Genomic DNA, 20,775 nt, shown 5'->3' with positions numbered 1-20,775 from the left:
TACCGCCCGACCTGCCCGAGCAGCCGACCTCCTGACGACCGACGGCGGCGGCACCGTCGGGTGCCGCCGCCGTCGAGCCCGGGGTACGCGTCAGCCGGCGACCGGCTCGCTCTCCTTGTCACCGCTCGCCTGCTCCGGCTTCACCGAGCGGAGCAGCACGCTCGCCACGTCGACGACCTCGACCTGCTCGCCGGCTCCCTTGCCGTTGACACCGTCGTTGAGCATCGTGGAGCAGAACGGGCAGCCGACCGCGACCGTCCGCGCGCCGGTGGACATGGCCTCCTCGACCCGGTCCACGTTGATGCGCTTGCCGATCTTCTCCTCCATCCACATCCGGGCGCCGCCGGCGCCGCAGCAGAAGGAGCGCTCGCTGTTGCGCGGCATCTCGGTCAGCTCGCCCTGGATCGCGCTGCCCAGCACCTCGCGCGGCGGGGCGAACACCCGGTTGTGCCGGCCCAGGTAGCAGGGGTCGTGGTAGGTGACGCCGCCGTCGACGGGCTGCACCGGGGTGAGCTTGCCGGTGGCGACCAGGTGGGCCAGGAGCTGGGTGTGGTGCACGACCTCGAACTCGCCGCCGAGCTGGCCGTACTCGTTGCCCAGGGTGTTGAAGCAGTGCGGGCAGGTGGCGACGATCTTCCGCTTGCTCTTCTCCCGGCCCTCGAACGCCTCGTTCAGGGTCTCGACGTTCTGCTGGGCGAGCATCTGGAAGACGAACTCGTTGCCGATGCGGCGGGCCGGGTCGCCGGAGCAGGTTTCGCCCTCACCGAGGATGGCGAAGGAGACGCCGGCCTCGTGCAGCAGCGTGGCGACCGCCCGGGTGGTCTTCTTGGCCCGGTCCTCGAACGCGCCGGCGCAGCCCACCCAGAACAGGTACTCGAAGTCGTCGACCTCGCCGACCCGCGGCACCTCGAAGTCGAGGCCCTTGGTCCAGTCCTCGCGGGTGTTCTGCGGAGCGCCCCACGGGTTGCCCTTGTTCTCCAGGTTGCGCAGCATCACGCCGGCCTCGGAGGGGAAGCTGGACTCGATGAGCACCTGGTAGCGGCGCATGTCGACGATGTGGTCGACGTGCTCGATGTCCACCGGGCACTGCTCGACGCAGGCGCCGCAGGTGGTGCAGGACCAGAGCACGTCCGGGTCGATGACGCCGTTCTCCTCGGCGGTGCCGATCAGCGGCTTCTCGGCCTCGGCGAGCGCCAGGACGTCGACGTGGGCGAGCTGCGCGGCGGTGGCCTTCTCCTCGCCGGTCAGGTCCTTGCCGCCGCCGGCCAGCAGGTAGGGGGCCTTCGCGTACGCGTGGTCACGCAGGCTCAGCACCAGCAGCTTCGGCGACAGCGGCTTGCCCGTGTTCCAGGCGGGGCACTGCGACTGGCAGCGGCCGCACTCGGTGCAGGTGCTGAAGTCGAGCAGGCCCTTCCAGGTGAACTGCTCGACCTGGGCGACGCCGAACTGGTCCTTCTCCGGGTCCGCCTCCTCGAAGTCGAGCGGCTGCCCGTTGCTGGTCATCGGCCTCAGCGCGCCGAGACCGGAGCCCTTCCGGCCCGGGTCGCGCTTGAAGAAGATGTTGGGGAAGGCCAGGAAGCGGTGCCAGGCGACGCCCATGGTGACGTTCAGCGAGATCACGATGAGCCAGGTCATCGAGATCACGATCTTGATGACGGCGGCGACGCTGACGCCCGCCGGCCAGTTCGGCAGCAGCCCGCCGACCGCGTGGCTGAGCGGGGCCGCCCAGACCGGGTACTCGAAGTGGTCGGTGGCGACCTTGAAGCCCCGGATCATGAAGCCCATGATCAGGACGCCGAGGATGACGGCCTCGACGAAGTAGCCCTGCCACATCGTGGAGCCGGTGAACCGGGACCTGCCGCCGGGCCGGGTCGGGCGGTTCCGCAGCCGGATCGTGATCAGCACCAGGATGCTGACGATGCCGAGGATGCCGAGCCACTCGGTGACCACGCCGTAGAGGGCCCACCCGCCGATCAGCGGCAGCCCGCCGGTCGGGGAGACGACCTCGAAGTACGCCTCGAGCACCAGCAGGGACAGCACGATGAAGCCGACCATCACGAACCAGTGCGCGGCGCCCACGAGGCTCCAGCGGAGCATCCGGGTGTGCCCGGCGGTCTCGGCCAGCATGGTCTTCGTCCGGGTGACCCAGTCACCGGAGCGCGACGGGTCCGGCTGACCCAGCCGGATCACCGCCACCATCTTCATGACCGCCCGTACGGCGAGCCACACCGCCACGGCGGTGATGGCGGCCGCCACGATCGTGGTGACGATCTGGACGCTGCCCATCGAGTCGGCCCTCCCCGGTCTGCTGCTGCCCTCGAGCGGCTCGGCGACCGGCACCGGGTCAGGGCGCGGTCGGCCAGCCGCCGCCGCTCCCTCGACCGGACCGGTCGATGACCTCGCTCCGCTCGGTCATGCAGTGCAGCCTACGCGCAATGTTACCCAGCGGTAACGTGAATCATGTCGCACTCGGCCACGCCGCCCTGCGCACACCATAGGGTGCCCCGCCCGGGATCACCGGGCAGGGGCCGTGCGGAGTGACGTGATTCCTCCGGGCACCGGCCCGGACGGCGGGAACGGGCGTCAGCGCCAGCGCGAGAGCAGAACCAGCGAGGCGACCATGGCCCCGAACCCCACCGCGAGGTTCCAGTAGCCCCACGTGGCGACCGGGTACTCCTGCTCGGAGAGGTAGTAGACCACCAGCCAGCCGATGCCGACGACGATGAGCGAGACCGCCGTGATGGGCAGCCAGACCGGGCTAGGCTTGCGCGTCGCCGCCGTCGCCGTCGGACGAACGTCCGTCGGCGGGGTGTACACCTTCTTCTTGCGGACCTGAGACTTGGGCACGACGCTCTCCAGAGGGGGTGACGACCTCGTCCGGCCTGACAACCGGGCGCGAGGGCGACGGTCCTTGGCCAATAATGTTCGACAGCTAGCGTAGTCCCGAAGACCCGTCGAGGCCACGAAAGGGTCTTCTCCGGTACTCCGGAAGGGGTCACGGCCACCGGGACAGTGCCACGACGAGGGGGAGGAACGCCCCGTGGAGTACACATCCGGCGCGGCCTCCTGGCAGAAGGCGCTCCGGCGGGCCGTCGCCGCCCTCGTACGGCGCCCACGGCAGCGGCGCCCCGGGTGGTCGGTCGGCGTACCGCTGATCGCCGCCGCGGCCGGCCTGCTGTTCACCACGACCGCGACCACCGCCGGCGGCACGACCCTGCGCGAGGACCGGCGACCCCAGCTCAACCAGCTGATCGAGGACCGCCGGGACGAGGTGGCCGCACGCGAGCAGCGGGCGGCGGCCCTCCGCGAGGAGGTCGAGGGCCGGACCGCCGCCCTCGCCGAGTCCGACGGGCCGATCCGGGAGCAGCAGGAGCGGGCGGCGGCCAGCCGGGAGGCGGCCGGCTTCACCAAGCTCCGCGGCCCGGGTGTGGTCGTCGAGCTCAACGACGCCCCACCGCGCCGCGACGACAACCCGCTCCCCGACGGGGTCACCAACGACGACCTGGTGGTCCACCAGGCCGACGTCCAGGCCGTCGTGAACGCGCTCTGGGCCGGCGGCGCGGAGGCCATGGAAATCATGGATGTCCGCGTGCTGGCTACCAGCGCGGTACGCTGCGTAGGTAACACCCTGCTGCTGCACGGCCGGGTGTACTCCCCTCCGTTCAGGATCGAAGCGATCGGCGATCCCGTCGCCCTCCAGCGGGCGCTCGCCGAGTCTGAGGGAGTCCGGTTGTTCAGGGATCTGGTCGACACCTACAAGCTGGGCTACAAGGAGGACGTCACCACCGTCGAGGTGGCGGCGTTCGAGGGCTCGACCACCCTCCGTTCGGCGACGGTGCCCAGGTGACCAGGGCACCGGACGACTCGCGGGGCAGCCGGGACGGCCGGCACCGTGACCGGAGCGACGACCCCACGGCGTTCCTGCCGAAGGTCGACCGTCCGCGCCCGGAACCGTCGCAGGTTCCGGAGCAGCCGCCGGCCCGTCCGGGCCCACCCAACCAGCCACCCCCGTCCTCCGGCGCGCCGCCGTACCCGGCGAACCAGCCGGCTGGGCGCTGGCCGGAGCCGGCGCTGCCGCCCCGGTCCCCGGCGCCCGGCCAGCCGGCGGTGGACGACCACCGCCGGCCGCCGGCCCCGACGTCGCCCGGCACACCCGAGGCGTTCCCGCTCGACCCTCGCCCGGCCGGTGGCCCGTCCGGCATCCCGGAGGCGCCCGCTCCGCACGACCCCCGCCGGGACCTCCCGCCGCACCACCGCTGGGCCGGTCTCCAGGACGACGGCGGCCCGCAGGCCCAGCCGGCCACGCCACCACCGCACCGGGTGCCGCAGAGTGTCGAGGGCCCGACCGCGTTCCTCCGGCCGGTCAACCGCGGCGACGCCCCGGCGGCCGGTACCACCGCCCACACCGGCCCGCCGACCGGCCCCACCACCCACGGCACGCCGCCCGCGCCGGCCGGTACCACCGCCCACACCGGTCCGCCGGCCGGTACCACCGCCCACACCGGCCCGCCGACCGGCCCCACCACCCACGGCACGCCGCCCGCGCCGGCCGGTACCACCGCCCACACCGGTCCGCCGGCCGGCCCCACCGCCCACACCGGCCCGCCGACCCGCGCCAGCGCCCACGGCACGCCGCCCGCGCCGGCCGGTCCCGCTGTCCGCGCCGGTGCTCCGCCGGTGCAGTCGCCCGACGGCCACCCCGCGCCGGTCTCGCCCGCCCGCCCGCACCGGCCGGTCGACCCGGCGGCCACCGCCTTGATCCCCGCGGTGTCCAGCGGCCGTACGCCGCCCGCGCCGGCGCTCGACTCCACCGCCCTGATGGGTGCCGTGCCGCGGCCTCCCCGCGGCGAGGAGCCCCCGGCCGAGCCGGCCGCCGCGGAACCCCCGCAGCCGCGCCGGGGCGAGCGGGTGGTCCGGCTGCGCCCGGAGCAGACCGGCGACGGCTACAAGAGCGTCTACTCCGAGCTGACCCGGCCCACCCTCTGGTCCCGCCTCCGCACCGGGATCCGGTTCACCGGCGAGTTGCTCATCACGTTCGGCCTGGTGGTGCTCCTCTTCGCCGGGTACGAGGTCTGGGGCAAGTCGGCGATCGTCGACGCCCACCAGAACGACCTCAGCCAGCAGCTCGCCCAGGCGTGGGGCCCCACCGGCGACCCGACCGTCGCGCCCTCCGCCGGGCCGTCCGCGTCCGCCAAGCCACCGGCTCCGGTGCCGGGCAAGCCGATCGCCGGCCTCTACATCCCGAAGCTCGACAAGCACTGGGTCGTCGTCGAGGGCGTCACCCAGAAGGACATCCGCTACGCGCCGGGCCACTACCCGTCGAGCGCGATGCCCGGCCAGGTGGGCAACTTCTCCGTCGCCGGGCACCGTAACCGGGCCACCTTCTGGCGGCTGGACGAGTTGGACGAGGGTGACGTGATCGTCGCCGAGGACCGGAACAACTGGTACGTCTACCGCGTCACCCGCAACCACATCGTCAAGCCGTCGCAGGTGGAGGTGGTCGCCCCGGTGCCCGGGAAGCCCCGTGCCCGACCGACCACCGCGATGCTCACCCTCACCACCTGCAACCCGAAGTTCGACAACTACGAGCGCCTGATCATCCACGCGGAGCTGACCCGTACGCAGGCCAAGGCGGCGGGCCGCCCGGCGGAACTGGGGAACTGAGGACGATGTACGCCTGGATCTGGCGGAAGCTGCCGTTCGGGCTGCCCGGTAAGCTCGCTGGCAGCGTGCTGCTGATGGCGGCCATGGTCGCGCTCCTCTGGTACGTGGTCTTCCCCTGGGCCGAGCCGCTGCTCCCCTTCGACGACGTGCAGGTCACGCAGGACTCGGGCGTACCCGGGGATCCCCTGCCCGGTGACGGGGAGGTTCCCGGCGGTGACGACCACGACCTGCCGTACGACACGGAAGAGAACAACTCGCCGCCCCCGTCCCCTGACTCGGAAGAGTGACCCGTGCGCGTCCTGGTCATCGACAACTACGACTCGTTCGTCTTCAACCTGGTGCAGTACCTGGGTCAGCTCGGGGTGGACTGCGAGGTCCGCCGCAACGACGAGATCAGCGTCGCGGAGGTCGGGAGGCTCGGCGCGGACGGCGTACTGCTCTCCCCGGGCCCGGGGAGCCCGGACCGCGCCGGGATCTGCCTGGACGTCATCAAGGAGTACGCCGGCACGCTGCCCCTGTTCGGCGTCTGCCTCGGCCATCAGGCGATCGGTGAGGCGTTCGGCGCCACCGTCGACCGGGCGCCGGAGCTGCTGCACGGCAAGACGTCCGACGTGCGGCACCACGGCACCGGTGTGCTGGCCGGCCTGCCGGACCCGTTCACGGCGACCCGTTACCACTCGCTCGCCGTGCTGCCGGAGACGCTGCCCGCCGAGCTGGAGGTCACCGGCTGGACCGGCTCCGGCGTGGTGATGGCGATGCGGCACCGGACGCTGCCGGTCGAGGGCGTGCAGTTCCACCCCGAGTCGGTGCTGACCGAGGGCGGCCACCTGATGCTGGCGAACTGGCTGGCGTCCTGCGGCTACCCGGAGGCGCTGGAGCGCGCCCCGGAGCTGGCCGCCGAGGTGGACGCCCGTCGCCGGGCGGCCTTCGCCGCTTCCTGACCGGTCAGCCCCGCAGAGCTTCCCGCACCGCCGGGTCCGCCGGCGAGGAGACCCCGGGCGGCCGGCGCCGGACCGCGTCCCACGCCGCCTTTCCGCTGGCCAGGTAGTCCCGGATCGACTTCTCGACGAACAGCGCGGACCCGCATCCCGGGCAGCGCGCGACGACCCCGTGAGCGTCGAGGCCGAGGTGGCGGCACAGCGTGACGGCGCGCGACACGTGCCAGGACTGGGTGACGATCAGCGCCCGCTCGACCCCGTACACCTCGCGGGCCCGGGCACAGGTGTCATAGGTGTCCAGACCGAACGGGTCGGCCACGACGCGCCGCGGATCCACGCCCAGGCGCTCGGTCAGGTAGGTGGACATGACCGCCGGCTCGTCACCGGACGTCCCGCCCCCGTCGCCGGACACCAGCACCACCCGGGCCCGCCCGCTGCGCACCAGCTCGGCGGCGGTGTCCAGCCGGCCGGCGAGCCGGGTGCCCGGCTGCCGCCGGTCGGCCGCCACCTCCGTGCCGAGGACGATCACGACATCGGCGGCGGGCGCGTCGGCCTCGCCGTACACGTGGCCGCGGGCGCTGACCGTCGTCCACAGCCAGGGGAGGCTGGTGAGCAGCACGACCGCCAGGCCGACGACTGCCGTACGGGTCAGGCGTCGTCGCCACCGGCGCGCTCGACCCGGCGAGTCGGCCACGGGTCAGTCCGTCGGGAGGCGAACCGGGGGGGTGGTGGGGAGGGGCAGGCCACCGCCGCTGCCTCCCGGCGGCGTGGTCGGTGGGGTGGTCGGCGGGGTGGTCGGATCCGTCGTCGGCTCTTGGGTCGGCTCCTCCTGCGGCACGGTGACGACGATGGTCACCGTCTTGTCCTGGGCGAGGTTGCTGCCACCCTTGGGGTTCTGGTCGACGACCCGCCCGGCCTCGTCCGGCGGCACCGCGTTCCCCCGTTGGACCCGGACCTTGAAGCCGGCGTCCTTCAGCTCGTCCTCGGCGTCCTCGCGGGTCTCACCGATGACGTCCGGAACCTTCCGGACGTTGCCCTTCGAAACCTCGACGGTGACCTCGGTGCCCTCGGCGACTGCGCTGCCCTCGGTCGGCGTGACCTTGACGACCTGACCCTCGGTCAGGGCGCTGTCAACGTCCTTGCGCACCGGCACGAGGTTCAGTTCCTTGAGCCGCGCCTCGGCGCTCTCGTAGGTGCTGCCGACGAGGCCAGGCGGGATGGTGGCCTCCTTCTTGCCGCCGCAGATCTGGACGGTCACCGGCTGGCTCTGCTCGATGCGGGCACCCTGGCCGGGGATCTGGTTCGTCACCCGGCCCTTCTGGCAGGTGTCGTTGAAGACCTCTTCCCCCAGGCGCGGCGTCAGGTTGGCGCGTTGGATCTCCGCGAACGCCTCGTCCCGGGTCATCCCGGTCACCTGCGGCACCGTGATCTGGTCCGGCCGCTGGTTCATGATCAGCGCGGTGGCCAGGGCGATCACCGCGAGCACGCCGAGCGCGGCGAACGTGGCGATCAGCCAGGACGACGCCTTGCGCCGGCGCGGGTCGCCGACCCGGGCCGGGATCTGCTGGGTGCGGGGGCCGCCCGGCCCGGCGGCCGGGTAGCCGCCGGCGGCCGGGGCGAGCTGGGTGGTCTCCTCCTCGCGCAGCACCGGCGTCGCCATGACCGGGCGCCCGGCGGCGGCGCGCAGCAGGTCGGCGCGCATCTCACCGGCGCTCTGGTAGCGGTTGAGCGGGTTCTTCGACAGCGCCTTCAGCACGATCGCGTCGACCGCCGGGGTGACCTCCGGGTTGAGGTCGCTGGGCGTGGGCGGCGCCTCCCGCACGTGCTGGTACGCGACGCTGACCGGGCTGTCCCCGACGAACGGCGGGTGCCCGCAGAGCAGCTCGAAGAGCACGCAGCCGGCGGCGTAGACGTCGGAGCGGGCGTCGACCGCCTCGCCGCGGGCCTGCTCCGGCGACAGGTACTGCGCGGTGCCGATCACGGCGCTGGTCTGCGTCATGGTGGTCGCGCCGCTGGCCAGGGCCCGGGCGATGCCGAAGTCCATGACCTTGACCTGGCCGGTCTGGGTGAGCATGACGTTGCCGGGCTTGATGTCCCGGTGGATGATCCCGTGCCGGTGGCTGAACTCCAGCGCCGCGCACATGTCGGCGCAGATCTCCAGCGCCCGTCGCGGCTGGAGCCGCCCCTCGCCGCCCAGCACCTCCTTGAGCGTGCGCCCGTTGACGAACTCCATGACGATGAACGGCAGGGTCTCGCCGGTCGGCGCGTGCTCCTCACCGGTGTCGTACACGGCGACGATGGCCGGGTGGTTGAGGGACGCGGCGTTCTGCGCCTCCCGGCGGAACCGCATCTGGAAGGTGGCGTCCCGGGCCAGGTCGGTCCGGAGCATCTTGATCGCGACGTCCCGGCCGAGCCGCAGGTCGCGACCGCGGTGCACCTCGGCCATGCCGCCGTAGCCGAGGAGCTCGCCGACCTGGTACCTGCCTCCGAGCAGGCGGGCCTGCGCTGTCATCGCGTCTGTCGTCCTTCGCTCGTCGTCGTCTCGTCGCCGCCCGGCCGGGGCAGTTGCTGTCGACGGTACGACGTTCCAGCCGGATCGTCGCCTCCGTCCAGCCGGAGCGCGCTGGACGTCACCGTCCGCGGCGCCGGCGTGCCGGAGATCCCGGCCTGTGTCGACTCTCGCAGGGAGTAGGAAATCACGCCGGAGCAGACCAGGACCAGTACGGCCAGGAGGATGAGGAGGAACACCCTCCCGGGCCGGGACCGGGCCGGTGGCGACGGCGGGGGAACTGAGGTCGGGGCGTACCCCGGACGGCCCGGCGCCGACGGCACGGGGGCCGCACCGTGCGGCCACCCGGGCTGCGCCGCCGGCGGCCGCGGCGAGGTGGCGGCCACCATCGGCGGGCGGGCCGGCGAGACGGGCGGCCGGGGGGACTGCGGCGCGGCGACCGGCGGCCGGTGGGCCACCGGCGGGCGGGCCGCCGAGGGCGGCGGCACCTGGGCCCGGCCCGGGGCCGGCGACGCGGGCGCCGCGGAGACCGGGTTGGCCCGGCCGGACGCGCGGGCGGCCTGGGAGAGCTGCACCTTCAACTGGCGGGCGACCCCGGCCAGCGCCGCGGCGCTCGGCCAGCGGGCCGCCGGGTCCTTCGCCATGGCCCGCTCGACCACGGCACGGACCTGCGGCGGGATGTCGGCGGGCAGCGGCCGTGGTGTCTCCCGGACGTGCCGCATGGCGATCTCGAGGGGGTTGTCGCCCTCGAAGGGACGCCGGCCGGCGAGGCACTGGTACGCGACCACGCCGAGGGCGTAGACGTCCGAGGCGGGGGTGGCGACCCCGCCGGTGGCCTGCTCGGGCGAGATGTACGAGGCGGTGCCGAGCACCGAACCGGCGGCGGTGAGCTGGGCCACCAGGTCGGAGCGGGCGATGCCGAAGTCGGTGAGCACGAGGGTGCCGTTCGGCCGGACGAGCAGGTTCCCCGGCTTCACGTCCCGGTGCACGATCCCCTTGACGTGCGCGGCGTGCAGCGCGTCGGCGGCCTGGGCGACCAGGGCCATCGTGCGGGCCGGGGTGAGCCGCCCGACCCGGCTGAGGGTCGCCGAGAGCGCGTCGCCCTCCACGTACTCCATCACCAGGAAGGCGATCTGCTGGTCGCTGCCGAAGTCGTAGACGTCGACCACGCCGGGGTGGTTGATGGTCGCCATGGTGCGGGCCTCGCCGCGGAACCGCTCGGCGAAGTCCGGGTCGTCGAGCAGCGCCGGGAGCAGGCTCTTCACGGCGACCGTCCGGCCGAGCACCTGGTCGGTGCCGCGCCAGACGTCGCCCATGCCACCGCTGGCGATCCGCTCGTCCAGGCGGTAGCGGTTGCCGAGCTTCACCCCCGGGCTGAGCATGTCAGCGGCCCCCCGGGTCGGCGATCGCCGCCCGCATGATCTGGCCGCCGATCCGGGCCGCCTCGGCACTGCCGCCGCTGCCGGCCTCCTCCAGCAGGACGCAGACCGCCGAGACCGGGTTGCCGTCCTTGTCCAGGGCGAATCCGATGAACCAGCCGTGGTCGGGTGTGCCCGGACCGGACTGCGCCGTGCCGGTCTTGCCGCCGACCGTGTAGCCGCTGATCCGGGCGCTGCGGCCGGTGCCGTTCTGCACCACGCTCACCATCATCTCGCGCAGGTCGGCGGCGACCTGACCGCTGACCGGCCGGCGCAGCTCGCGGGGGTCGGCGGTGTAGTAGTTGGTGGTGCGGTCCGGGCCGAGGAGCTGGCGGATCAGGTAGGGGCGCATCTGGCTGCCGCCGTTGGCGACCGTGGCCGCGATCAGCGCCCCCTGCAGCGGGGTCATCCGCACGTTGTTCTGCCCGATGGAGGACTGGGCCAGGGCGGCCGGGTCGGTGCTCCCGTCCGGGTTCTGCATGTCGCCGGTGCGGCTGGCCGCCACCCGGTGCCCGCCCTCACCGAGCCGGCCGACGGACAGGTCGTCCTGCTCGAAGCCGAACTGCCGGGCCTTCTCCTTGACGGTGTCGGCGCCGAGCCGGACGCCGAGCCGGGCGAAGCCGGTGTTGCACGACTCGGTCACCGCGTTCATCAGGGTGACCTGTGCCTCCGGGCAGATCGAGGGCGCGGCGTTGCGGATCGGGGTGCCGGAGGTGGGCGGGGTGTAGCTGGCGCCGGCGGGGATCCGCGTCTCCTGGGTGATCCCGTTCTCCAGGGCGGCGGCCGCCACCACGATCTTGAACGTCGAGCCCGGCGGCAGCACCTCGCCGAGTGCCCGGTTCTTCAGCGGCCCGTTCGGGGCCCTCTCCAACTGGTTGTACGCCGCCGTGGCCTCGTCGGTGTCGTGGCTGGCCAGCGGGTTCGGATCGTAGCTCGGCATGGAGACCAGCGCCTGGACGGCACCGGTGCGCGGGTCGATGGCGATGGCGGCGCCCTTCTTCGCGCCGTTGCGGTTCTCCCGCAGCAGCTCGTACGCGCCGTCCTGCGCCCGCTTGGACAGCGTGAGCAGCACGTTGCCGCCGGCGGTCTGGTCGCCGGTGAACATGTCCTTGACCCGGTTGACGATGAGCTGGTCGCTGGTGCCGGCGAGGAAGTCGTTCTCCGCCTTCTCGATGCCGGTGTCGGCGAGGTTGACCGGCTTGTACCCGAGGACGTGGGCGTATTTCGCCCCGCCGGGGTAGGTGCGCAGGAAGGTCAGCTCGCCGCTGGTCTCCTTGCTGACCGCGAGCGCCGTGCCGCCGGCCTCGATGTTGCCGCGCTTGCGCTTGTACTCGGCGACCTGGACCCGTCCGTTGTAGTCGCTGTTGCGGTACTCGTCCGCCTTCTGGAACTGGACCCAGTTCAGGTTCGCGAAGAGCAGCCCGAACAGGACCATCACGACGACACCGACCCGGCGCAGTGGTGCGTTCACGGCTTGATCACCTCCGTGGGAGCACCGTGCAACTGCTCCGGCGGACCGCCCGACGGGCGGCTCACCACGCCGCCACCGCCGGTCGCCGGCCGCCGCGCTCCGTCGGAGACCCGCAGCAGGACGGCGATGAGCAGCCAGTTCGCCATCAGCGACGAGCCACCGGAGGAGAGGAACGGCGTGGTCTGACCGGTGAGCGGGATCAGCTTGCTGATCCCGCCGACGATCACGAAGACCTGGAGGCCGAGGGTGAACGCCAGACCGCCGGCGAGCAGCTTGCCGAACGAGTCGCGGACCGCGAGCGCGGCCCGCAGCCCGCGCTCCACGACCAGCAGGTAGATCACCAGCAGGGCGGAGAGACCGAAGAGGCCGATCTCCTCACCGATGCCGGCGAAGATGAAGTCGTTCTGCACCTCGGGCAGCTTGAGCGGCTGACCACCGCCGGGCCCGGCACCGAACAGGCCGCCGGTGCCCAGGGCGAGCAGGCCCTGCACCAGCTGGTAGCCGTCCTCGTACGGGTCGGCGAAGGGGTCCAACCAGATCTCGGCCCGAAGGTAGAAGTTGGCGAACGGCCCGCCGATCGTGCTGCCCAGCACGTACGCGAGGTAGGCGCCGCCGAAGAAGAGCACCAGACCGATCAGCAGCCAGCTGACCCGCTCGGTGGCGATGTACAGCGTCACCACGAACATGCCGAAGTACAGCAGCGAGGTGCCCAGGTCCTTCTCGAAGACGAGGACCAGGAGGCTGATCAACCAGACCACCACGACCGGCCCGAGATCCCGCCCGCGCGGGAAGTCGATGCCGAGGATCCGGCGGCTGGCCAGCGAGAGGACCTCCCGCTTACGGACCAGGTAGTACGCGAAGAAGGCGAGCAGGGCGAGCTTGGCGAACTCGCCGGGCTGGATGGAGAAGCCGCCGACCCGCACCCAGAGCTTCGCGCCGTTGATCTCGGAGATGCTCGACGGAAGCACCGCCGGGATCATCACCAGCACGATGCCGGCGAGCCCGAGCGTGTACGCGTACCGGGAGATCGAGCGGTGGTCGCGGACGATGGCGAGCAGCACGGCGGCGAGAACCACCGAGATCAGCGTCCAGGCGAGCTGCCGGCCGCCGGTGCCGGCGAAGATCGCCAGGTCGGCACGTTCGGCCGGGGTGGCGCGGGCCAGGTCGAGCCGGCGCAGGAAGCCGACGCCGAGCCCGTTGAGCAGGGCCACCGCCGGCAGCAGCGCCGGGTCGGCGAACGGCGCCAGGAACCGGATCGCCACGTGCAGGCCGACGAAGACCGCGGTGAGCGTCGCGGCCGGAACCCAGAAGTCCGGGGTGACCGTCTCGAGCACGTTCGCCTCGACCATCGCCCCGTACGCCGCGACCAGCACCATCGCGAGCAGCAGCAGCGACAGCTCGGCGTTGCGTCGCGACCGGGCCAGGCGCACACCCGGCTGCCCGCCCGCGGTGGCGGGCGGGGCTGCGGGGTTGGCCGCTGCGGTCACGGATCGTCCTGACGGGTCGAGCCGGCGCTCACTCGGGCGACCGGCACGCGGCGGGGTCGACAGCAGGCGTGACCGGGTCGGTGGGCAGGGCGTCGGGCGAGGTGGTCGGGGCGACCGGCAGGCCACCGGTCGTCGGGGTGGCCGCGGCGCCGGTGGTGGCGACGGGCGACCCGGAGGCCACGGTCGGCGTCGGCGTGCCGTTGAGTGCGGCCGTGCTCGGGCTCGGGCTCGGCGGGCAGGTCGGCTTGAGGTTGGGGTTGCTCGGCGTGTCGGCCGTCAGTTCGGCCAGCCGGCGCTCCGCGTCCGGCTCGCTCTTGGCCGGGATGCCCTGCTTGACCTGCTCCTGCGCGGCGAGCGTCAGGTCGTCCAATTCAGCCGGGCTGGTCGAGTGCACCGTGGACAGGTCCATGCCGGCGATCTGGCCCTGTATGCCGCGGAACACGGCGACCTGGCCGTCCTCGGTCGCGCCCACGTAGTACTGCCGCTGGGTGTAGCTCCACCCGCCGAAGACCGCGCCGCCCAGGAGGACGAGCAGCGCGAGAGTCGTCGCGGCGGCGCGGACCGGGCGGTGCCGGCGCTCCGGCTCGTCGTCGGCGCCGGCCGTCGGCTCCTCCGGCGCGGCGGGCCGCGGCGTGGAGAGCGCGGAGGCACGGGCCGCCGGAGTGGAGACGTCGGCGGTGGTGGCCATGCCACGGTCCCGGGAGGCGGCGCCACCCACGATCGGGGTGGCCTCGACGATGTCCTGGTCGGTCGCGTCGGCGATGATCACCGTGATGTTGTCCGGACCGCCGCCGCGCAGCGCGAGCTGCACCAGCCGCTCGACGCACTGCTGCGGGTCGGCGTACTCGCGCAAGGTCTCCGCGATGGTGTCCGCGCTGACCACGCCGGAGAGGCCGTCGCTGCAGATCAGGTAGCGGTCGCCGGGGAGCACCTGGCGTACCGAGTACTCCGCGTCGATGTCGCGGCCGTCCAGCGCCCGGGTCAGCAGCGACCGCTGCGGGTGGCTGCTCGCCTCCTCGGCGCTGATCCGGCCCTCGTCGACGAGCATCTGGACGTACGTGTCGTCCTTGGTTATCTGCGCGAAGTCACCGCCGCGCAGCAGGTAGGCGCGGGAGTCGCCGATGTGCACCATGCCCAGCTTGCTGCCGGAGAAGAGGATCGCGGTCAGCGTCGTCCCCATCCCCTCCAGCTGCGGGTTGGCGTCGACGGTCGCGCGCAGCTGCTGGGTGGCGTTGTTGACGGCCGAGCGGAGCGCGTCCACGAGCGCGTCGCCGGGCACGTCCTCGTCCAGCGGCGCCATGGCGCCGATGACGATGTTGCTGGCGACGTCACCGGCGGCCATGCCGCCCATGCCGTCGGCGACGGCGAGCAGCCGCGGCCCGGCGTAGACGGAATCCTGGTTACCGTCTCGGATCAGACCGCGGTCGCTGTGGGCCGCATAGCGCAGGGTCAGAGTCATGGCCGTAATTCGAGTGAGGTGCGGCCGATCCGGATCGGCACGCCGAGGGGGACGGGGGTCGGTCCGGTGACCTTAGCGCGATCGAGGTACGTGCCGTTAGTCGAACCGAGGTCCTCGACGAACCACTGCCCGTCACGCGGCACCAGCCGGGCGTGTCGCGCCGAGGCGTAGTCGTCGGTGATGACCAGGGTGGAGTCCTCGGCCCGACCGATCGTGATCTGCGCTTCACCGAGCGTGATGCGGGTGCCGGCCAGTTGACCGGCGGTCACCACCAGTTGATGCGCCGCCCTGCCCCGCTTCGCCTTGGCCGGCTTCCCCGCCTGCCCGAGGGAGGCGCCGACGGCACGGGGAGCCGCCACCAGCCGGCCGGACCGGGCACCCGCGAAGAGGTCGCGGCGGATCACTCCGACCACCGTGAACACGAAGATCCACAGCAGGATCAGGAACCCGAACCGGGCGACGGTGATGACGAGTTCCGGCAAGGCGGATCAGCCGTCCACGCGGAAGGTCAGCGTCGTGGTGCCGAGCTGGATCATGTCGCCGGGGTTGAGCGCGACAGCGGAGACCCGCTGACCGTTGACCATCGTGCCGTTGGTCGACCCGAGGTCGGTCAGCACGACCTGGCCGCCGTCGAAGTCCAGCCGGGCGTGCCGCCGGGAGATGCCGACGTCGGGCAGGCGAAGGTTGGCCTGGTCGCCGCGGCCGATCACCGTCGAACCCATCTGGAGCGGGTAGGTGCGCCCGTCGCCGGAGACCAGCCGCACGTTGCGGCCGCCGCCGTGGCCGGGCGGCGGGCCGTAGCCGCCCCCCTGGTCGTACGCGGGGTAGGCGGGCTGGCCGGCGTCGTAGCCCGGCGCGGACACCGGGGCCACCTCGCCGCCGGTGTAGACCTCGGCCGTGACCCGGAACATGCCGGTGTCGAGGCCCTCACCCCGTTCGATTTCGACGATCACGTCGCCGTAGACCGTCCACGCCTGCTCACCGATGAACTCCGCCTGCGACTGGGCCAGTTCCTGGGCCAGCGCGGCGGCATACGGTGCCAGACGGCTATGGTCGTACGGCGAGAGATCGATCACGTAGCGGTTGGGCACCAACGTGCGCCCACCGGCCAGGATCGCCTTGTGCGCCTCGGCCTCCCGCTGCATGGCGTTGAGGATCTCCACGGGGTGGACCACCCCTTTGAAGACCTTGGCAAAGGCCCCTTCGACCAGGCCTTCCAGACGCTTCTCGAAGCGTTGCAGCACGCTCACCGGCTCCTCCTCGGGTCCCGAGGACATGATGGTATCCGGCCGGGGCGCGCGCAGCTCACACGCCGCTCGGCCGTACTGGTCACGGCCCGTTCGGTCGGGCCCATACTGTCGTGCTACTCTTTCGTCCGCCACGAACGGTAACCGCCTGAAGAAGGTAACCGGTCGCGGCAAACACCGGGCCCCGCGTAGGATGTCCGGGCCCGCTGGAGACAGCCGGGCCGGCACACACTACAGTGTTCCGGGTCGAAGCCACGGGGAAGTGGCGGAATGGCAGACGCGCACGGTTCAGGTCCGTGTGCCCGAAAGGGCGTGGGGGTTCAACTCCCCCCTTCCCCACCATGACGAGGGCTCCGCACTAGCGGGGCCCTCGCGACGTATCGGGGCATGTCGTACGTCACGCTATGCTCCGATGGTCCTTGACTCCGACCGACCAGGAGTGACGTGTGAGTGTCGCATTCGTGACCGGCTCGGGCGGTCTGATCGGCTCCGAGGCGGTCCGGCACTTCGCCGGCCTTGGTCTCGACGTCGTCGGCATCGACAACGACATGCGGCAGGAGTTCTTCGGCGAGGAGGCCTCGACCGCCTGGAACGTGCGGCGGCTCACCGACGAGCTGGGGGCCGCCTACTCGCACCACAGCATCGACATTCGGGACCGGGACGCGCTCGCGAACCTCTTCCGCCGGTACGGCCGGGACATCGCGGTGGTCATCCACACCGCGGCGCAGCCCTCGCACGACTGGGCGGTCCGCGATCCCTTCACCGATTTCGACGTCAACGCCGCGGGCACCCTCAACGTCCTCCAGAACGTCCGCGAGCACTGCATCGAGGCGCCGGTCATCCACTGCTCCACCAACAAGGTCTACGGGGACCGGCCGAACAGCCTGCCCCTGGTCGAGCTGGAGACCCGCTGGGAGATCGAGCCGGGGCACCCGTACGAGCAGGGCATCCGCGAGGACATGTCGATCGACGCCTGCCTGCACTCGATCTTCGGTGCCTCGAAGGTGGCCGCGGATGTGATGGTGCAGGAGTACGGCCGCTACTTCGACATGAAGACGGCCTGCTTCCGGGGCGGGACGCTCACCGGTCCGGCCCACTCCGCCACCGAGCTGCACGGCTTCCTCGGTTACCTGATGCGGGCCAACATGGAACGGCGGAAGTACAAGATCTTCGGGTACCAGGGCAAGCAGGTCCGGGACGCCATCCACAGCTCCGACGTGGTCTCGGCATTCGAGGTCTTCTTCCGTAACCCCCGCTCGGCCGCGGTCTACAACCTCGGTGGCGGCCGGCACTCCAACACCTCCATGCGCGAGGCGTTCGCCCTGGCCGAGCAGATCACCGGCCACGAGATGATCTCCGAGTACGTCGAGGCCAACCGGATCGGCGACCACAAGTGGTGGATCGGCTCGAACGAGGCCTTCCAGGCCGACTATCCGGACTGGAAGCAGGTCTACGACGTACCCATGATCATGCGGGAGATCTACGAGGCCAACGTGGACAAGTGGGTACCGCAGCCATGACCAAGCGGAACGTGCTCGGCGTCCTGGTCGACGCGACCGACTACGCGACGGCGACCGAGGCGGTCGTGGCGGCGGCGCAGGAGCGGCGGCCGCTGGCGCTCACCGCCCTCGCCGTGCACGGTGTGATGACCGGGGTGCTCGACCGCGCGCACAACGCCCGCCTCAACTCGTTCGACGTGGTCACGCCGGACGGGCAGCCGGTGCGCTGGGCGCTCAACCTGCTGCACGGCGCCGGCCTGACCGACCGGGTCTACGGCCCGACGCTCACCCTCCACGTGCTCGCCCGGTTCGCCGACGAAGGGCTGCCGGTCTACCTGTACGGGTCCACCGAGGAGACGCTCGCGAAGCTGGTGCCGGCGCTGGAGCGGATGTTCCCCGCCCTCAAGATCGCCGGCGTGGAGCCGTCGAAGTTCCGGGCCGTGCGGCCCGGGGAGGACGCCGAGATCGCCGACCGGATCCGAGCCAGCGGTGCGCGGCTCGTCCTGGTCGGGCTGGGCTGCCCCCGCCAGGAGGTCTTCACGTACGCCATGCGGCCGCTGCTGGACATGCCGATGATGGCGGTCGGCGCGGCCTTCGACTACCACGCCGGCCTGCTGAAGCAGCCGCCGCCGTGGATGCAGCGGGCCGGCCTGGAATGGTTCTGGCGGCTCGGCCTGGAGCCAAAGCGCCTCTGGCGGCGCTACGTGATCCTCAACCCGGCCTACCTCGCCCGGCTCGCCGCCCAGCGGACCGGCCTCTGGAAGGCGGAGCCGCCGGCCCCCGCCACCGGGCGGCTCACCGGCTTCGCGGTCTGACGATCGACGGCACGAGGCCCCTCCCGGGTCGGTCCGGAAGGGGCCTCGGCCCGTGGGAACAAGGTCTCAGAGGGTCAGGGTCCAGGTGTTGATGTAGCCGGTGTCACCCCAGTAGACGTCGCGCACCTGCAGCCGCCAGGTGCCGTTGGCCGCCTCGCCGGACAGGTTCACCGTGTACGTCGTGTTGACGTTGTCCGTGCCGTCGAAGATGCTGCTGTTCTTCAGCCGGTAGGACGAGCCGTCCGGGGCGACCAGGTCGATGACCAGGTCACCGCGGTAGGTGTGGACGATGTTCACCGCGACGGTCGACGACGACGAGGCGTTCCGGTTGCAGCCCGAGATCGTGATCAGGCTGGCCACCGTCGCGCCGGTGTCCGGGATCGCCACGTCGGTGCCGTTCGTCCCGGAGCAGCCACCGCCCCCGGTGCCGGTCACGGTCAGCGAGAACGTCGCGGTCTTCGAGCCGGACGCCGCGGTGCCGGTCACCGTCACCGGGTAGGTGCCGGCCGGGGTGCTCGCCGAGGTGCTGATCGTCAGCGTCGACGACCCACCCGAGGTGACCGTGGCCGGGCTGAAGGAGGCGGTCGCCCCCGACGGCAGGCCGCTGGCGGAGAGGCTGACCGACTGGGCGGAGCCGTTGGTGGTCGCGGTGGACACGGTGGCGGTCACCGAGCCGCCCGGCGCGGTCGAGCCGGAGGTCGGCGACACCGCGACGGAGAAGTCGTTGACCGGCGGCGGGGTGTCGCCGTTGACCACGTAGAGCAGCTGGTTCGGGGTGCCGGTGCCCGGGTTCGTGACCACGTTCGGGGTGGCGTTGTTGACCAGGTAGTCCCGGACCTGCTGCGGGCTCCACGACGGGTTGGCCGAGAGCACCAGCGCCGCGGCTCCGGCGACGTGCGGCGACGCCATCGAGGTGCCGCTGATGGTGTTCGTCGCGCTGTCGTTGCTGTGCCAGGCCGACGTGATGCTCACGCCCGGCGCGAGGATGTCCACGCAGGTGCCGTAGTTGGAGAAGCTCGCCGCGGCGTCGTTGTTCTGGGTGGCGCCGACGGTGATCGCCGGCGCGGCCCGGGCCGGGGAGTAGTTGCAGGCGTTCTGCCGCTGGCCGAGGGCGTTGCCGTTGCCGGCGGCGACCGCGTACGTGATGCCGGCGTTGATCGAGTTGAGCACCGCGTTGTCGACCGAGGTGTTCGCCCCGCCGCCGAGGCTCATGTTGGCGACGGCGGGCCGGACCGCGTTCGCGGTGACCCAGTCGATGCCGGCGATGACCCCGGCGTTGGTGCCGCTGCCGGAGCAGTTCAGCACCTTGACCGCCACCAGCCGGGTGGCCTTGGCCACGCCGTACGCCGAGCCGCCGACGGTGCCGGCGACGTGCGTGCCGTGGCCGTTGCAGTCGGTGTTGTTGGAGTCGACCGTGTTGGTGCCCCAGGTCGCCCGGCCGCCGAAGTCCGAGTGCGTCGTCCGGATGCCGGTGTCGATGATGTACGACGTCACGTTGCTGGCCGTGTTCGGGTACGTGTACGAGCTGTTCAGCGGCAGGTTCCGCTGGTCGATGCGGTCCAGGCCCCAGGACGGGGGGTTCGGCTGGGTGCCGGCGATCGAGACGGTGTGGTTCTGCTCGACGTACGCCACCGCCGGGTCGGCCGCGATCCGGGCCGCGGCCGTTGCGCTGACCTTCAGTTCGGCGCCGCGCACGGCCGCGCTGTACGTCCGGGCCACGGCGCCGCCGTGCTTGTTGAGCAGCCGGTTCAGCGACGACCCGACGCTGGCCCGGCTGACCACGCTGTCCTTGAAGACCACGATGTAGCTGTTCGCGACGGCGGTTTCGCCACCCGCCATGCGGATCGTGCCGACCGGCTCGGCGGCCAGGGCCGGCGTGGCCGCGGCCACCATGGCCAGGGCCGCCACCCCGACCAGGACCGACCTGCGTGGGATACCCATCTCCTACCTCCCTCCGAACGGCGGCCGACCGTCCACCCGTTCGTGCCGGGTGAATCGATGACCGCCGATCAAGCTGAGGGTAGATCGCGGTGAACCGGGAAATGAACATGCCGAGTTGCCCATAACACTGCGCGATGACCCCTACGGGGACCGGTTACGGGGGGAACGGGGGGCCGGCCCGGATTCGCGTCGCGCCGGACCGGGCGAGGCTCTACACCATGGAGAGTCACCTCGCCGTCCTGCTCCCGCTCGCCGCGGTGTGGCTGGCCGCCGGCTGGCTCGCGGACCGGCTGCCCGGGGCCGATCAGGCCCGCGAGCTGCGTCGAC

Annotated in this window: 17 protein-coding genes and 1 tRNA gene; 7 read left to right on the top strand and 11 right to left on the bottom strand. The window is 72.1% G+C overall.

The window, feature by feature from the left end:
• Positions 1-90: 90 nt before the first annotated feature.
• Both EV376_RS05600 and EV376_RS05595 read right to left on the bottom strand, forming a co-directional pair.
• Positions 91-2,286 (bottom strand): (Fe-S)-binding protein, encoded by a 2,196-nt coding sequence (locus tag EV376_RS05600; RefSeq protein ID WP_130321075.1) that lies wholly within the window; start codon positions 2,284-2,286, stop codon positions 91-93.
• A 297-nt stretch (positions 2,287-2,583) separates the two neighbouring features.
• Positions 2,584-2,847, bottom strand: a complete 264-nt coding sequence (locus tag EV376_RS05595; RefSeq protein ID WP_130321074.1) for a cell division protein CrgA — start codon at positions 2,845-2,847, stop codon at positions 2,584-2,586.
• A gap of 193 nt (positions 2,848-3,040) precedes the next feature.
• On the opposite strand from EV376_RS05595, the gene EV376_RS05590 reads away from it, so the two are divergent.
• The 4 genes from EV376_RS05590 to EV376_RS05575 are packed head-to-tail and all read left to right on the top strand — an operon-like array spanning position 3,041 to position 6,605.
• Positions 3,041-3,847: a DUF881 domain-containing protein gene (locus tag EV376_RS05590; RefSeq protein ID WP_130321073.1), complete on the top strand. Its 807-nt coding sequence runs from the start codon at positions 3,041-3,043 to the stop codon at positions 3,845-3,847.
• Positions 3,844-5,664 (top strand): class E sortase, encoded by a 1,821-nt coding sequence (locus EV376_RS05585; RefSeq protein WP_130321072.1) that lies wholly within the window; start codon positions 3,844-3,846, stop codon positions 5,662-5,664. Before EV376_RS05590 ends, EV376_RS05585 begins: the two co-directional genes overlap by 4 nt.
• A gap of 5 nt (positions 5,665-5,669) precedes the next feature.
• Positions 5,670-5,951 carry a hypothetical protein gene (locus EV376_RS05580; protein WP_130321071.1) on the top strand — a complete coding sequence of 94 codons (282 nt, stop codon included), beginning with the start codon at positions 5,670-5,672 and terminating at the stop codon, positions 5,949-5,951.
• Positions 5,952-5,954: 3 nt separating this feature from the next.
• Positions 5,955-6,605 carry an aminodeoxychorismate/anthranilate synthase component II gene (locus tag EV376_RS05575; RefSeq protein ID WP_130321070.1) on the top strand — a complete coding sequence of 217 codons (651 nt, stop codon included), beginning with the start codon at positions 5,955-5,957 and terminating at the stop codon, positions 6,603-6,605.
• A gap of 4 nt (positions 6,606-6,609) precedes the next feature.
• On the opposite strand, the gene EV376_RS05570 is transcribed toward EV376_RS05575, so the two are convergent.
• The 8 genes from EV376_RS05570 to EV376_RS05535 all read right to left on the bottom strand — a co-directional run bounded on the left by EV376_RS05570 (position 6,610) and on the right by EV376_RS05535 (position 16,223).
• The gene (locus EV376_RS05570; RefSeq protein WP_130321069.1) at positions 6,610-7,296 is read right to left on the bottom strand and encodes an ElyC/SanA/YdcF family protein; all 687 of its coding nucleotides are present in this window, start codon (positions 7,294-7,296) and stop codon (positions 6,610-6,612) included.
• 3 nt (positions 7,297-7,299) lie between these two features.
• Complete coding sequence (gene pknB / locus EV376_RS05565) at positions 7,300-9,114, bottom strand: Stk1 family PASTA domain-containing Ser/Thr kinase (protein WP_130321068.1); 1,815 nt, start codon at positions 9,112-9,114, stop codon at positions 7,300-7,302.
• On the bottom strand, positions 9,111-10,493 hold the full coding sequence (locus EV376_RS05560; protein ID WP_130321067.1) for a serine/threonine protein kinase: 1,383 nt from the start codon (positions 10,491-10,493) through the stop codon (positions 9,111-9,113). Before EV376_RS05560 ends, pknB begins: the two co-directional genes overlap by 4 nt.
• Position 10,494: 1 nt before the next feature.
• Positions 10,495-12,000 (bottom strand): peptidoglycan D,D-transpeptidase FtsI family protein, encoded by a 1,506-nt coding sequence (locus EV376_RS05555; protein WP_130321066.1) that lies wholly within the window; start codon positions 11,998-12,000, stop codon positions 10,495-10,497.
• Positions 11,997-13,430, bottom strand: coding sequence for an FtsW/RodA/SpoVE family cell cycle protein (locus EV376_RS05550; RefSeq protein ID WP_486482867.1), 1,434 nt, complete (start codon positions 13,428-13,430; stop codon positions 11,997-11,999). Before EV376_RS05550 ends, EV376_RS05555 begins: the two co-directional genes overlap by 4 nt.
• 85 nt (positions 13,431-13,515) lie before the next feature.
• Positions 13,516-14,946, bottom strand: coding sequence for a protein phosphatase 2C domain-containing protein (locus tag EV376_RS05545; protein ID WP_130321064.1), 1,431 nt, complete (start codon positions 14,944-14,946; stop codon positions 13,516-13,518).
• Positions 14,943-15,428 carry an FHA domain-containing protein FhaB/FipA gene (locus tag EV376_RS05540; RefSeq protein WP_091100238.1) on the bottom strand — a complete coding sequence of 162 codons (486 nt, stop codon included), beginning with the start codon at positions 15,426-15,428 and terminating at the stop codon, positions 14,943-14,945. Before EV376_RS05540 ends, EV376_RS05545 begins: the two co-directional genes overlap by 4 nt.
• A gap of 6 nt (positions 15,429-15,434) precedes the next feature.
• On the bottom strand, positions 15,435-16,223 hold the full coding sequence (locus EV376_RS05535; RefSeq protein WP_091625169.1) for an FHA domain-containing protein: 789 nt from the start codon (positions 16,221-16,223) through the stop codon (positions 15,435-15,437).
• A gap of 226 nt (positions 16,224-16,449) precedes the next feature.
• On the opposite strand from EV376_RS05535, the gene EV376_RS05530 reads away from it, so the two are divergent.
• The 3 genes from EV376_RS05530 (at position 16,450) to EV376_RS05520 (ending at position 18,507) form a co-directional block, all read left to right on the top strand.
• A tRNA-Leu gene (locus tag EV376_RS05530) sits at positions 16,450-16,535 on the top strand.
• Positions 16,536-16,639: 104 nt separating this feature from the next.
• A complete protein-coding gene (locus EV376_RS05525) occupies positions 16,640-17,713 on the top strand; it encodes an NAD-dependent epimerase/dehydratase family protein (protein ID WP_130321063.1) in 1,074 nt (357 codons plus the stop codon).
• Positions 17,695-18,507: a WecB/TagA/CpsF family glycosyltransferase gene (locus tag EV376_RS05520; RefSeq protein WP_486482524.1), complete on the top strand. Its 813-nt coding sequence runs from the start codon at positions 17,695-17,697 to the stop codon at positions 18,505-18,507. The genes EV376_RS05525 and EV376_RS05520 overlap by 19 nt, the downstream gene beginning before the upstream one ends.
• Before the next feature lie 66 nt (positions 18,508-18,573).
• Here EV376_RS05520 and EV376_RS05515 read toward each other — a convergent pair whose 3' ends face one another.
• Entirely contained in the window at positions 18,574-20,448 is a 1,875-nt protein-coding gene (locus EV376_RS05515) for a S8 family serine peptidase (RefSeq protein ID WP_130321061.1), read from the bottom strand.
• Between the last annotated feature and the right edge of the window lie 327 nt (positions 20,449-20,775).

Source organism: Micromonospora sp. CNZ295, from assembly GCF_004217535.1.
The sequence above is the reverse complement of the archived record's forward strand: the minus strand, read 5'-3'. Positions and strand labels throughout refer to the sequence as shown.